This window comes from Vibrio sp. Y29_XK_CS5 (assembly GCF_024181835.1).
GTDB lineage: Bacteria > Pseudomonadota > Gammaproteobacteria > Enterobacterales > Vibrionaceae > Vibrio > Vibrio harveyi.
The window spans coordinates 1,889,960-1,904,528 of sequence record NZ_JAMZAM010000001.1 but is presented as its reverse complement, the minus strand read 5'-3'; the positions used below and the strand labels follow the sequence as shown (position 1 = coordinate 1,904,528).

The following is a 14,569-nucleotide window of genomic DNA, read 5'->3' as shown; positions in this document are numbered from 1 at the left end:
TCATAAAATAAAGAACTTATATTAAGTGGATGTGTTTGATAATGAATGCATCAAAGACCCACTATTATCCAAAATTAATGACCTGTTATACCCAAGTAACCTCGAGATGCTAGGTTCAGCGAGAATGACTTGGTTTGTAGACGCGGCGACGATTTAAAGATCTAGTCACTCTAAATCAAGAATCGGTAACAAAGTATACAAGCCAAGACAACTCGCCCTTCGGGAGCGTGTCATTGCCTCGATTTCTGCGTCAAACAACTTGGAAAGAGCTGGCTATTACGCGGTGTTGTTTTCCTTGAACTCGAATCAATGACAACGCTCTGAATCCTGCATCTTGAAGTCACTTGGGTATATTTAAATAGGTCAAACGAAGAAGAGACAAATTAACCGATCTCTTCTCAAATCCAAAAGTGAAATAAATAAGGCTGAATCTTCATCATCGAAACTCGGCAGGGCATGTCTCGACCTTTTTTCGCCTGATCAGGACCAAAAGCCAATAAATGAGGGATATAACATGCACTTTAAGACTTCTTTATGTGCGATTGCTGTCGGGGTTGCTCTAACACTAAGTGGATGCAACAGTAGTGATAATGACTCTAACGTGGATGCGCCATTGAAAGCGGCTGAATTCCATAACACCATCAACCGTGCAGGTGTGCCAGTGGCACTGCGCGATTTGCATGGTGGTCACCTTCGCTACATTCCTATGTTTGATAACGGTTCGTGGCATGGTCACACGCTAGACACCAAAGGTGGTGAGATCACGTTAGGTGGTACCGCGTTGCTAACCGAAGAGTACGTGTCATTCATGGCGGCGCGTTTCGACCGTTTGGCGTTAACGGTTGGTGGTAAACCGATGCCGCTTAAGCTGACAGAAGCATACTCACAGCCAGGCGCGCTGATCCAAACATACACGGGTGATGATGGCGTCGAAGCGAAGCTGGAAATGCGCTTTGTCTCCGACCGTACTTCTTTGGTTAAAACGACAATCAAAAACCCAAATAAACTGGCTATTCAAGGCGAATGGGATGGCGAGTTAATGCAAGATTATCGCGCGGATGATGGTCAGCTATACAAGAACGATGACAGCACAGTTCGCAGCGTTGAAGAAGCTTACCCTACCTATTCTCGTGCTATCACAGCCACCGATAACGGTGTAGAAGTGTCTTTTGGTGCAGTTCGTGACTCATGGTCTCTACTGACTTCGGGGGATTCGAAATTCGAAGTGACACGCTCTATCAAGCCAGAAACTTCAACCATCAGTGATGACAAAAAAGGTTTTGTACAAACCGCGTCCTTAGGTAACGGCGAAGAAATCACACTGTACACGGCTTACACTCACGTGCAAAACACCAAAGAGCAAGCTTCTGAGTTTGCTAAATTAGACGATGTGATGGCAGACCCGAACGGTTACATGCACAAATCGGCAATGCGCTGGGAAGAATACCTAGAAAAAGGTCTAACGAATGACGCGGCTTCTAAAGAGCATGAATTCGTTGCAGTAAAAGCGATGGAAACGCTCAGTGCGAACTGGCGTGGTGCTGCTGGCGCGATTGACCACGACACCGTAACACCTTCTGTTACCGCGCCGTACTTCTCTGGCAACATGACTTGGCCGTGGGATACGTGGAAACAAGCGTACGCGATGTCTCATTTCAACCCAGACGTTGCGATGGAAAACATTCGCACGGTATTCCAATACCAAGTTAAGTCTGACGACCCTGTGCGTCCATGGGATGAAGGCTACTTGCTTGATGTGGTGACATACAACTTACCGGCTGAACGTTGGCAAGGTATGTCTGCGGAATACAAAAAAGTCTTCCCACTGGCAACAGACGGTTTGAACTGGAACGAACGTAACACCAAACCATCTCTTGCGGCATGGGCAGTATGGGAAGTGTATACCGCACTAAAAGACGAACATAATCGTCCGGAAGAAGCGAAACAGTGGTTAGAAGAGATGTATCCGAAGCTCGTTGCATTCCACGATTGGTGGTTACGTGCTCGCGATACCAACAAGAACGGCATTCCGGAATACGGTGCAGCGAAAGACCCAATTCATACCGTATTTGAAGATGACGTGAATGATGGATCTTGGGGACCAGATGCGTCTGTAGACGACATGAAGTTCCAGTACAAAGACGAAGCAAATGGTGACAAGTGGATCAAAGAGACTGGCATCGAGAAATACAATGAGTTGCTGACTTCTGGTGATTATACGGCGATGAGCATTCCGGCAAAAGTGGCTGCTGGTTGGGAATCAGGGCGCGATAACGCGGGTGTGTTTGGCTTTATCGATACCATCGATGACTTGCAAGGTAAGTCTGATCTACCAACGCAAGAAGAAGCAGAAGTGATTGACCAAATGGGTCGCTACGCTCACAACACCAATGGTTTCGACAACACGTACAATATGGTGATGGGTGCACAAGGCTCGGAGATCACTTACCGTGATACTTCAGCTGCGAACATGGACAAACTGGCTCAGGCGAAGAAAGACTGGGAAGTGAAGTTCAACGAGAACACCAATGACGAGAACAAGTTGTCAGGTTACTCGCTCATGCAAGAGTCGGTAGACCAAGCCTCTTACTGGTACTCAGATAACCTGTACCTATCGCAAATTGCAGACGTTCTGGGTAAAGCGGAGAAAGCTGCTGAGTTTAAAGCGAAAGCGGATGACACCAAAGAGTACATCAACCGTTGTATGTTCGATGAAGCGACAGGATTCTACTACGATATCGAAGTGGTACCTGGAGGTTTGAGTAACCAATGTGCGGGTCCAGCTCTAGTCAAACGCGGCATGGGTCCTGAAGGTTGGTCACCATTGTTCAACAACGCGGCGACACAAGAGCATGCTGATAAAGTGGTGAAGAACATGCTTGATACCAGCAAGTTTAACTCGCCGAAGATCCCGTTAGGTACCGCATCAATGGATAACCCAGCTTACGGTCCAGACATTTACTGGCGCGGTCGTGTGTGGCTCGATCAGTTCTACTTCGGTGTTCGTGGTATGGACAACTACGGCTACGGCGTGGAAGCTCGTCAAATGGTCGATAAGTTATTCAAGAACGCTCAAGGTCTAACGGAAGCAACGCCAATTCAGGAAAACTACAACCCAGAAACTGGTGCAGTACAAGGTGCAAATAACTTCTCATGGAGTGCTGCCCACCTCTACATGTTGTACAACGGTTTTGTGGGCAAATAAGTTTTGCGCCCCTGACAACGTAAAGCATTAAGCGTTGTAGATGACCCCCCTAGCATCTACAACCGCTTAACCCCTTCAAATTAGGCTCAATAAGATCAAACCGGACAGTGAAAGCTGTCCGGTTTTTGTAGAGCTAAAACACTAATTTTCCGCTGTTTTTGAAAAGTTGTTTGCCATAGAAATTGCGCTACAGAGAGATTTTTCTTTAAATATTGGTAAGTTAGTTGTCCGCATTTCATTCTGTCGATTTGCAATAGATAACATTTATAAAATGATCGTTTAACCATGCTGTAACAATGCATATGCTGCAAGTATTAGTGAGGTCATTTACATTCATGCAAAAGCATTAGAGTAACCCCAAATCTCGCCGCTGTTCAGCCGCTCCGAGCCAAAATCATTCCAACACTCTACTCTGCCGCCTGAATTTTCCTCACCTTGAAGAGCGTATTGATAAATACCTCACTTTCTACGTTGTCAGCATGACGTGTTGCGTTGCAACACCATCAAGGAAGGTGACATGAATTGTTTACAGACCAGCCTTTATAACTTGTTAGAAGATAATAACTTTGTGCCCTCTAATGAGTACAAAGCCTCTATTGCAAGCTACCTTTATTCGGATTCTTCCCTTACACCAAAAGCGATGAATGAGCTCACTCAAGAGATTTTTCAGAGCAAGCAAACCATGGCGTATTACCTGTTGCACAACGCCATCAATGAGGAAGAGGGCGCAGAGCGGCTCAAGATGATTGCCAATCGTTATGCGCAAGGGGAGATGAAGCAGCAAATCATGCACCATTGTCAAAACGACTTAAATCACTCCGCTATGTATGCCAGCTTAATCCCGTTGACGGGATACCAAACTGAGGTATACCAAGAAGCCAAGTCGAGTGATTTCAATTTTAACAACGTTAGCAACTTCTACGACGATATTAAAATTCACCTTTTCCGCGCGCATTCTGTTGAAATCCGTTCATGGTGTTTGCTGGTCGCGCAGCTTAGTTTTATTGATCAATCTGATGTCCCTTACCTGAAAGAGATGCGCCCAACCATTCAAAAAATACTGGATGATGAGGTCAAGCAGGTCTCTTATACGGCTCAGCATGTCAGCCAGTGGTTGGAAGAGGACCCGTCTTTGTGTCAGGTGTTCACCCAATGTATGAACCACACTTACCGAGAGACATGGGACTATCTAGCCTCAATGGCTGAGTTCATGCGCGATAGTGCGCCGTATTTTATGGTTTAAGCACATAGCATTAGAAATTTAAGAGAGGCTCAATGTTGTTTGTACTGTGTTGGGCAATAGCCACGCTTCACTTCTGGAGAGCGCAGTTTTAGGTGTTTGGTTTTCCTGCCGGAGACTCGGTGTCGCCAAAGCTTAAAACTGCTCGGTTGTAAGTGGTGGCGCATTAAGTTAATAACCCCTTTCTCGTCCAAACCAAATTGATGTTGGATGGCTTCAAACGGGGTTCTATCTTCCCATGCCATTTCAATAATTCTTGATAGCATGTCATCGCTAAAGGTCATTCGTTAATCCTGTTCTGCTGTTGGATACACACATACGTAACGCGCAGCGATTGGGATTCATTTAGGGATGTTTCTGGTCGAAAATGGGTGGTTTTCTGGTGCATTATTTCTGTGGTTTCAGCTCGACCACATTGCCTTCTGGATCTTCCAAGTAGACAGAGCGCCCGAAGCCTTGGGCACCATATCTTTCAGCAAACTCTGCAACATGCACATTGTTTTGGCGTAAGTAAGACAGCAGTTCTTTTTCCTCGAAAGGGGCAATTTGCACGCAAAAGTGGTCAAGGTTACGACCGTTTTGACTGGGCGATTTTCCACCTAGCTTTCCGAGTTCGCTATCGACCGTCACCAAATCAATGATCGCCATTCCTGCACGAAGCTGAGTTAACCCCAAGTCTGGTAATTCACGCTCTATTGGGCATCCTAATATATCTCGGTAAAAGTGCAGCATCGCGTCGAGATTGTCTGTTCTTAGTACCACGTGGTCGAGCGCTTTTACTTCAATTGGATTTCTCGGATTTGCCATGACGTTGCCCTTTTTTCCATGATGAGAAAAGTATACGCACTAAACCAGCAAGCTGATCGCCAGAGCCAGCATGACAAAGCCAATGATGAATTCCAAAATCTGCCAAGAACGCGCATGTTTGAAGATCGGGATAAGCAGTTTTGCGCCATAGCCTAGGCTGAAAAAGAATACGAAAGAGGCACAAACAGCACCTATCGCAAACTGCCATTTATGTGGTTCATATTGAGTGGAAATAGAGCCCAGCAACACCACTGTATCAAGATAAACATGTGGGTTTAACCATGTGAATGCCAAGCAAATCAGTGCTGTCTGCCATGCACTTTTTGAGGCATCACCTTCAGGGTTCATTATGTGTTTTTGTGTGAATGCAGAGCGTAGGCTACTGATGCCGTAGCAAGTTAAGAATGCTGCGCCAGCGTAACGCGCAATTGTCTCGATCAAAGGAAACTGAGTTACCAAGTAACCGAAACCCGCGACACCAAGAGAAATTAAAATGGCATCAGACAAGGCGCATAAGAAGCACACTAAGAATACATGATGCTGTTTGATGCCTTGTTTTAAAACGAAGGCATTTTGCGCCCCAATAGCCAGAATTAAGGAAATGCCCAGCGTAAAACCAGCAAGATATGTGGTCATTTTCTCTTCCTTGAATTGTGACCAAATCAGGTTTCAAACCATAACCTTGTCGCCAAATCGCTGCAAGGTCCAGATTAGAGACTTGCCAGAACTGTTCGATGGGGGGATACGTCGTAATTGTGAGAGTCGTGAGCAATTTGCATCGCATATTTACACTAATTTGGTGTTCCCAGTTACAATATGCACGTCCATATGAAAAAGGAAAAAACAATGAAAGCAGTTTGGTTAGCTGCCGGTGCTATGGCACTGAGCGGATGTTCTGCAATGAATTCAGCAAATGATGTATCTCGTCCATCAGCAGAGATGTTTCCAGAAATGGAGAGCATGACAAAACATGTTTTCTATGTAGACCCAGCAAGCAATGAAGCAGATAAGCGCGTAGAGTTGGTGGTTGGTAAAATGATGGAAACAGATTGTAACCGCGTATCTTTAGGTGGCTCTGTAACGGAGCATACATTGGAAGGTTGGGGTTATACCTACTATCAAGTTGATTCTTCAGCGGGTGGTGCTATCTCAACGTTAATGGCTTGTCCTGAAGATATGGAGAAGGTCGAAACGTTCGTGCAAATGCCGACTCGTGATTTGTACCGTTACAACAGCAAGCTACCAGTCGTGGTTTACGCTCCCGCTGATTTGGATGTCGATATCCGCGTATGGGCTCCTGAAGAGTGATCTTGAAGCCTAGCAAAGCCGCTCTGACTTATAGTGGCTTGTTAGGATTGGCGGGTTGTTCGTCGTCTGCACTTTGCGCCTGAATATTCATATCAAAGGTGATGAAGCCATCTTGGCTGTCAAAGAGGTATCTCAAAGCGCACCCCGCCTCAACAAGTCATTTAATAAGTGAAAGGCTTGGTTCAGTACCAAGCCTTTTTTCTATATCACGCTTTTTCGTCGCTGTGCGACACCGATTACTGTTTTGGAGAGCGGCTGCGAAATGTTTTGGGCGTAAGCCCGGTGTGCTGTTTGAATACCTTCGAAAAATAGCTACCACTTTGATAGCCCAAGTCTAAGGCGATTTTGGTGATGGACTCATTAGGGTTGGCTAAACGTTCTTTGGCAAGGCTGATGCGATAAGCTTGGATCCAGCTTGCGACGCCCATATTGAACTGCTCTCTAAAGGATTGCTTTAGATAACATTCATTCGTCGCGAGTTCTTTAGATAAGCCCGGTATGTTCCAATCAATATGGGGCTGCGTTGCAATGAGATCGCACGCTTGCTCGGCGAGAGACTTAGGCTCTTTGTGCACCATGAGTAACGCAAGCAGCTCTAAGATTTTTCCTCTTAGCCATACTGTTCGGGCTATACCTTGGAAGTCATTGTTCCAAATCGATTTGGCAACGTTAAGAATCTCTCCTGTAAGTGGCATTTGCCAACCTGTTTCATAAAGATCGAAAGGCTTGAATGATGAGCCCCTATTTTGAGGAAGAAGATTTTTAGTCAAGCTATGGTGTAATGGGAAATGAATTCGAATGTTCTCAATTCGACCTCCTTCTCCTAGCTCAATAGGGTTTACAGGTTCAGGCTTCGGCAAAAGTGATGCTATGCATCGAGAAGCAAAAGATGCTGCAGGGTAATCAGGGTATTTGGGGCTGTAGGCGTGGTTAATACCAGCAAAGCTGATATAGAACCCCGCGTCTGCCGGATCATTGAACTGAATGTCCGTTGTTGCTGTACAGTTAACGATGTAGGCATTCACACCATCATCGAGAGCAACAACATCAAACGTTCCATCTACGCTGCCTACTAAGTTTAAGCTCTTCACGATATTACTCATTGTTTCAGCCTTCGTCGTTTTCTCGTGAGCATCTCCCTGATCAATTAATATAAATGATAATAGATATCATTTGTAGGGATTATTGAACTAAGTCGAGCTCACAGAGAAAGAAGCTCTGGATATACCTAGAGCATCTTTAACGACAGGGCTTGGTTAGATTTGTGAGATGAGGCTCGCCTTCTCATTTGGTTTTAAGACTGGGATTATGAAGATAGCGATGAGGCTAAAAGCGATCATTAACATAAAATGCACTGAATACCCGAAAGCGCCGATCAGTGCCCCGCAAATGATAGCCATCACGATTGCAATGAACATATCCATCGATTGGAAAAGAGAGAAGTTCACACCTGACTGATGTCCGGAGGCAAACCCCATCATTAGAGTATAAAGCGCAACAAATTTAGCCGACGTAATGATGCCATTAACGACAAAGATACCCGCGATTAACCATCCTTGCTCAGCAATATTTAAGTCGTATGCTAAATAGAAGCTAAAAAACACAACTTCAAAGACCATCATTAGTAGTAACACATTGAGTGCTAGACTTTTTTTGATTAGCCAGCCACCTAGCACTACGCCAATTAAACCAGTAATCACTCCTCCACCTGCAACCAAAAGACCCAAGTTTTCTAGCTGTATACCGCTGTCGACTAAGAAAGGCATCATCATTGATAATGCCCCTCTCGTTCCGAGCTGCGATACGGTCACAAGGAGCAGTCCAATCCTTACTTCAGGGTTAGAAAATGCAGCTTTAAGGGAGGGAATACGAGCTGTTGGCACGCTTTTCTGATTGGCGCCGTGATTCCAGAATAAACAAAGCGTTGGCATACTGAATAATAAAGTCAGAAGAGCCAGACCGAATAATGCGGTTTGCCAATCGAGCAATGAAGTCGCATAGATAAATAATCCACCGCCAAAAACAGCCCCTAGATACGAACCACCAACTTGCATGACGTTGCCTAGGTATCTTCTTTTTGCCTCCAACTGGTCAATCGCCAGACCGTCTGTAGCGATATCAGCGAAGCTGGAAAATAAGCTGATAACCAAAACGCCAGCAAACAGGGTCATTCGATTCTCGATCGTTCCAATGACGCAAAGCGCAACGAGTATGGCAATTAAAACTAGCTGAGAACCAAAAATAATGATGGCGTGATTTTGTAAACTCGCTCCCTTTTTGCGTTGCCGTTCGATCCAAGGTGACCACAAAAATTTAGCGACCCAAGGAAGCATTGCAAGGTAGAACAACCCTATTTGGGAGGTATCTATGCCCTCATGTCGCATTATCGCTGGCAAGCCTTGAAGTGTGAACATACTGACTAAGCTTTGGATGGTATAAACGCTCGCCAGAACGGCGAGCAATGGTTTGAGTTTGATTCCTTGAGCGCTAACCATAGGTTTCATTACCACTCGTACTTCGCTTTCACACCAACTTCTCTACCTGTACCGTAATTGCTGTATGTCTGACCATAAGAGAATGCGTAAGTGGTGTAGTCTTTGTCAGTAATATTGTTGCTAAAGAGCGAGATAGACAGAGCTTCGCTATAGTCGTAGTTAATGGATAGATCGACGAGAGTGTACGCACTTTGTGATAGTGAGTTAGCTTCGTTAAAGTAGATTTTAGAGTTATAACGAGCTTGAGAGTTGATCGAAATGTCGCCTTTGATTCCTGTTACTGGTAGGTAATAGTTAAAGCCCAACGTTGCCGTGGTGTCTGGCGCGTAAGGCAGTCGATTCCCTTCAAAGGTACTGTTGTTTGATTCAAATGTTGAACGTCCAAAAGTCCCGGCAGCAGTGATGGTCAGATCATCGGTTGGGTAGAAAGCGAACTCAGCTTCGATACCTTTACTCAGAGCCTCACCCATATTTTTAAGAGTTTGATGCCCAGGAGTACCGGTATATAGTTGAATATCATCCGTTTTAATCCAGTACAATGCGCCACTAAAATCGATTTTTTGATTCGCAAAGTTGGTGCGCCAGCCTAGCTCGCCATTCAGTGATTTTTCCGCGTCGTAACCGCTTGCATCTGCATTGCTCAGAGGAACAACGTTGTAGCCCCCCGGTCGGTAACCACTGGTTATGGAAGCGTAAAGTCGAGTGTCCTCATTCGCTTGCCAACCAATTGCAGCTTTTGGTGAAACCGTCGATTCTGTCTGTTCCTTGTTATAAGGATTGATAAACCATGCCGGGTTACCGTTGAAGTCAGAGTTTACTTTTAGGTATGAAGCTCGGACGCCAAGAGTGACATCCCACTGTGGTGCAAACTGGTAGTTTGTCTGCCCAAACAACGCGTACGTGTCATAGTCCAATTTATTTCGTGCGTTATTGGCTGAAACGCCCAAACGGCGATATTCCAAGTAGCCGCCAACTACGTAGCTAAAACGATCGTTGTATTGTTGGTTTAGACGTAGCTCTTGGCTGAACTTGTTTTGATCTTCTTGGTAGTAGCCATAGACATATTCGCGGTCTATCTCGCGTGTTTGATAAGCGGTGATACTTGTGATTTGAGAGGAATCTAAATCGTAACCAAGATTCAGCGCGAAAGTATTAACGTCTCGCTTAAGTTTGGGGATTGGTGCGTCTTTTACACCAGAGTCATGTTCACTCTCAGTGAGGTACCACTCCTCATGGCTGTCGAGCTTATCTGCGGCGACTGATAGGGTTGCGCTAAGTTTTGAGTCATTTGGTAAGTAGTGAAAGCGAACTTTTAATGCTTGCTCATCGGCATCGTTTGCGTCTTTTTTCCCGCTGGTGGCGTGTTTAATATCACCTTCATCGTAGATATATCTAGCTGCAATATCCGCTGAAATGGAGTCAGATAAACGGGTAGCGGCGACAGCATCAACTTGCTGACTCAAATTAGAATATAAAGCAGAAGCTTTAACTTCGGTGGCGTCAGTTTCACGACGAGTCACGATGTTAATGACACCGCCTTGCGCGTTCCCACCGTAAAGAGTGCCTTGCGGACCGCGCAGCAATTCGACTTTTTCCACGTTAATCAGCGGTTGAGTGACAAAAGCGTTATCTTGCAGGACGCCATCAACATAAATGCTCACGGTTGGCGAATAGTAGTCAGGTGAACTAATCCCACGAACGGTGGTGTTGGCGTAAGTTCGGTTCCCGCGAGTTTGTATAAGCAGTCCAGGGAATACCATCTCGAGATCTTTGACCTGATAAATGCCTGCTTTTTCGAGTTCTTCTCCCGTTTTGACCACAACTGAATTGTTCACTTGCGATAAAGGAGTATCGAACTTGGTTGCTTCAACGGTAACCACTTCCATTGCTGGTGGCGTCTCTTCGGCATAGGAGTATGAAGTACCCAAAATTGTGAGGATAGCGCTCGCAATGACGGTGCGCGGCGAAGAAATCTTGTACATACTGTTTTCCTTGAATCTGAATAAGTTAGCACTACTCACAGCGCTGAATTTTTAATTGTTATGTTGAGCTTCCCACAGAGACTGGTAGTGGGAAGAGGTTGCGATTAATTGGTCGTGCGAGCCAAAATCCTCAATGCGACCGTGGTTCATCAAATAGATGCAATCTGCATCAGCAATGGTGTCCAATCGATGCGCTACTGTGATCATGGTTTTAGAGGCAAAACACTCGGTAATGCTATGCAGTATTTCCCGTTGTTTGGGGTGGTCGAGTGCGGATGTAAACTCATCAAGTAGCACAATGGGCGCATCATGAAGCAACGCTCTTGCGAGGGACAAGCGTTGACGTTCTCCACCCGATAAATCCTTGCCATTCTCGTTTATTTCGGTGTTTAGTCCTTGTGGCAAGCGAGCGATCAGCTCATCAAGTCCTGCGGTAGTGATTGCAGTTTCTAACTCTTCGGTGCTCGCGTCTTTTTTGGCGATGAGCAAGTTTTCTTTTAGCGATCCTGCGAACAATTGCACATTTTGGGTAACGTAGGAGATGTGCTGGTACCAGTGCATTGTCCCTGTTGCTTCTACCGTGCAACCACCAATTCTTACCGCTCCATGAGTGGGGATGTGGAATGCAGCAAGTAAATCTAACAAGGTGGTTTTTCCCGCTCCACTGGTACCGATGAGCGCGATATGTTGCCCATATGGAACCTGCAAATTGATGTCTTTAAGAATGGTGTTGCCATCCAGAGTTAACTCAACTGCTTTGAATTCGATGTCGTGGTGATGTGCTTGAACACCATGCACAGGTTGCTGCGGTTCTTGGCTTAGGTCATATAGACGATCGGCAGATTTAGCCATGTATCTGAGTAACGTAGAGAAAATAGTCATGCGTACAAATGGTCGGATACAAGCGACGGCAGCAATGATTGAAACTAACCACTCCCCGAGCGTAAGGTTGCCCAGGCTCATTAAGTAAGCACCGAGCGCCGCAACCATCGGAATAGAAAGCTCAAGTAACAAGCTTGCTAAAATGACGCCAATTCCACCAGCCCATTCAACCCCTAACCCTGTTTTGCGCAAGTCTACTAATTCTTGATTAAGTGGAGTCGCTAATACTTCACTGCGACCAAAGCGTTTTAGCGTTGGTAAACAAGCTATGTATTCGAGCAGTTTGTTGGTGCAAGAAGCGTTTTTGTCGACATGGCGTTGTGCTTGTTTGGAAAAGTTATCTTCGAATTTCCACAGCAATAAGCTCGCGATCACCATAACAATCAGCATAAGTGAGGCTAGGTAAGGTGAGCAAAATAGCAGTACACAAAGCATCGCGAACGGAACCACCAAAGCTGCGATCAAGTCAGCAATTAGGTGACTAAAAATGTCTTCGAATGCTTTTAAATCACGAGTAATTAGCTTAATGCGCTCTCCCAGACCTTGCCCTGTGATCTTGGAAAACGGTTGGCTACGAATGTCATGTAGTAGCACTTTTCTCAGGTGGTGAGTAATGTCATAAGCGCCTAAGAAGCTTTGTTTGGCGGATTGTCCTAACCGCCATTGAACGACAACCGTGATAAGTGAAACTGCGAATAGGGCTTCAAGAGAAAGTAACCATGTTTGGGTAAGGGCTCCGAATATCAGTAGCCAACAAAATAATGGCAGAATCTCACTGAACACTTTGCCAGCGATGCCAACCAAAAACGTTTTTGGATTGATATCGGCGTGATCGAGTAGCTTGAGAATGTTACGCACAGACGGTCTCCTCAAGATGAATTTGTTTAAGCTGCCCGTGTGATAATGAAAACGCTCGGTTAGCGATAGTTAATGCTTGTGAACCATGACTGATGACCAATTGGATTTGCTGCGGTGCATGTTGACGTATTGCTTCTAGAACACGATTTTCCGTTACCTTATCTAGATGAGAAGTCGCTTCATCTAAAACCAGAATGGCAGGGCGTACTAGCATGGCGCGAGCGATGGCTAACCGCTGTAGTTCCCCTCCACTAAAATTGCGTTCGGTTTCATCCATACTGGAATACAAACCATTCGGAAGCTGTTCGATAAGTGCAGAAAGTCCAAGCATATCGAGGAGTTTGATAATCACGGAGTCGTGTATCAATCGATCTCCTAAGACCAAGTTTTCGCGTATTGATGCGCTGAAGAAAACAGGGTGTTGGTCGACAACTGAGATAAATTGGCTTCGTTCTCTATCGGACATCGAAGACACGGCTTTTTGGTTAATAAACCAATCGCCTTCGTAAGTTGCTAATTCTCCGTAGAGCGTTGCCAGTAGACTACTTTTCCCTGAGCCTGATGCGCCTTGAATTACGATGCACTCGCCATGAGATAACTGAAGGTTCAGTCCACTGACGATATCGAGTGAGTCACGTTTGACTGCTAAGTTTTCACAACAAAGCTCGACATAAGGCGCTGCAATGGATTTGAAATGTTGATCCGACGTTGCTGAGAACAGAGGTAGTATTCGCTCTAGAGAAGAAAAGGACTGCTGCACTTGCCCAAATATCTTTGTTAGATCCAACCATGGTTTAAGGATGCCGGCACAAAGAATCACGATCATCGCGAGCTCGGCCGGGCTTAATGAACCTTGGGTCAATTTGACGATGGCGAATGGAATAACAAGAACCAAAGACGCCTGAGCTAAGGTGGTAAAGGTGACCCATGCTCCAACCATTTGATTGGTATAAGCGTTAACCAGCTTGTGGTGCTTAGTCATGTTATTGCTTAACTGGCGGTAAGAGTCCGCGTCAACGCCGAATAGTTTCATCACGCCGATGCTACGCAAAAACTCTAGTTGCGCTTTGTGCATATTCGCAACGACTTGATTGTACTTTTTTTGTCTATCTGAAAAGCCACGCATCATGACTGTTTGGGCAATCACGGCGAGGGGGAGAGGACTTAATGCGATTAAGCCTAGCTGCCAGTCGATGCTGACCATAAAACCAAGCAAAACAAACGGAAGTAAAGTACCAGTAATAATATCGGTCGTATGATGAGCAATAAGAGGTTCAAGGCTTTGACAATCGTCGCTGAGTCGTTTTTCTATATCTCCACGATGGTATTGCATCAGTTTAGCGGTTGGCATTTCGGACAGAGCACGAACGAGCTTCTGCCTAATGGTCTGAATAATTTGATAAGCCGCAAGGTGCGCCTGCCATACCGAAATCGTATAGAAAAAATAGCGCACACAGACTGCAATGGTCATAAGGGCTAAGTAGAAATAGAGACTTTGGGTATTTAGGTACTTGCTCAATGCGGCGTATAAGCAAATCCAAGTGACGAGTTCTGCGAACACACACAACACCGCGTTAACACCGGTATAAGTGATGCGTTTTTTTTCCGTTTTTAATAATGAGATGAGTGCTTGAGTGACGCTCATCTTGTCCGTTAGATGCATAGATGACTCCTTAATGGGAGGTATTCTCATCTAAGCGTTATTTTAACAATAGCAATATCGGGAAATAGAAAGCGAATATCGGGAATCTTTATGTGCTAGCAATATTAACGTGGGAGTTAAAAAAGAAGA

11 protein-coding genes are annotated in these 14,569 nt (G+C 45.3%); 3 read left to right on the top strand and 8 right to left on the bottom strand.

Annotated elements, in window-relative coordinates; translation table 11 throughout:
- Nucleotides 1–514 precede the first annotated feature (514 nt).
- The gene (gene ygjK / locus NL647_RS08510; RefSeq protein WP_253649999.1) at nt 515–3,205 is read left to right on the top strand and encodes an alpha-glucosidase; all 2,691 of its coding nucleotides are present in this window, start codon (nt 515–517) and stop codon (nt 3,203–3,205) included.
- 517 nt (nt 3,206–3,722) lie between these two features.
- Nucleotides 3,723–4,448: a hypothetical protein gene (locus tag NL647_RS08505; protein ID WP_005447330.1), complete on the top strand. Its 726-nt coding sequence runs from the start codon at nt 3,723–3,725 to the stop codon at nt 4,446–4,448.
- Between the two features lie 29 nt (nt 4,449–4,477).
- Here NL647_RS08505 and NL647_RS08500 read toward each other — a convergent pair whose 3' ends face one another.
- From NL647_RS08500 to NL647_RS08490, 3 genes are all read right to left on the bottom strand, one after another.
- The gene (locus NL647_RS08500) at nt 4,478–4,729 is read right to left on the bottom strand and encodes a TIGR03643 family protein (RefSeq protein WP_253649998.1); all 252 of its coding nucleotides are present in this window, start codon (nt 4,727–4,729) and stop codon (nt 4,478–4,480) included.
- 103 nt (nt 4,730–4,832) lie between these two features.
- The gene (locus tag NL647_RS08495) at nt 4,833–5,252 is read right to left on the bottom strand and encodes a VOC family protein (protein ID WP_009695976.1); all 420 of its coding nucleotides are present in this window, start codon (nt 5,250–5,252) and stop codon (nt 4,833–4,835) included.
- 39 nt (nt 5,253–5,291) lie between these two features.
- Nucleotides 5,292–5,888 carry a LysE/ArgO family amino acid transporter gene (locus NL647_RS08490; protein WP_253649997.1) on the bottom strand — a complete coding sequence of 199 codons (597 nt, stop codon included), beginning with the start codon at nt 5,886–5,888 and terminating at the stop codon, nt 5,292–5,294.
- A gap of 210 nt (nt 5,889–6,098) precedes the next feature.
- On the opposite strand from NL647_RS08490, the gene NL647_RS08485 reads away from it, so the two are divergent.
- On the top strand, nt 6,099–6,560 hold the full coding sequence (locus NL647_RS08485; protein WP_009695978.1) for an ecotin family protein: 462 nt from the start codon (nt 6,099–6,101) through the stop codon (nt 6,558–6,560).
- 236 nt (nt 6,561–6,796) lie between these two features.
- Here the strand turns inward: NL647_RS08485 and NL647_RS08480 are convergent, their stop codons facing one another.
- From NL647_RS08480 to NL647_RS08460, 5 genes are all read right to left on the bottom strand, one after another.
- A complete protein-coding gene (locus NL647_RS08480; protein ID WP_253649996.1) occupies nt 6,797–7,663 on the bottom strand; it encodes an AraC family transcriptional regulator in 867 nt (288 codons plus the stop codon).
- 153 nt (nt 7,664–7,816) lie between these two features.
- Nucleotides 7,817–9,064: an MFS transporter gene (locus NL647_RS08475; protein ID WP_253649995.1), complete on the bottom strand. Its 1,248-nt coding sequence runs from the start codon at nt 9,062–9,064 to the stop codon at nt 7,817–7,819.
- Nucleotides 9,064–11,037 (bottom strand): TonB-dependent receptor, encoded by a 1,974-nt coding sequence (locus tag NL647_RS08470; protein ID WP_253649994.1) that lies wholly within the window; start codon nt 11,035–11,037, stop codon nt 9,064–9,066. The genes NL647_RS08475 and NL647_RS08470 overlap by 1 nt, the downstream gene beginning before the upstream one ends.
- Nucleotides 11,038–11,088: 51 nt before the next feature.
- The gene (locus NL647_RS08465) at nt 11,089–12,777 is read right to left on the bottom strand and encodes an ABC transporter ATP-binding protein (RefSeq protein ID WP_253649993.1); all 1,689 of its coding nucleotides are present in this window, start codon (nt 12,775–12,777) and stop codon (nt 11,089–11,091) included.
- Complete coding sequence (locus NL647_RS08460) at nt 12,770–14,440, bottom strand: ABC transporter ATP-binding protein (RefSeq protein WP_253649992.1); 1,671 nt, start codon at nt 14,438–14,440, stop codon at nt 12,770–12,772. The genes NL647_RS08465 and NL647_RS08460 overlap by 8 nt, the downstream gene beginning before the upstream one ends.
- Between the last annotated feature and the right edge of the window lie 129 nt (nt 14,441–14,569).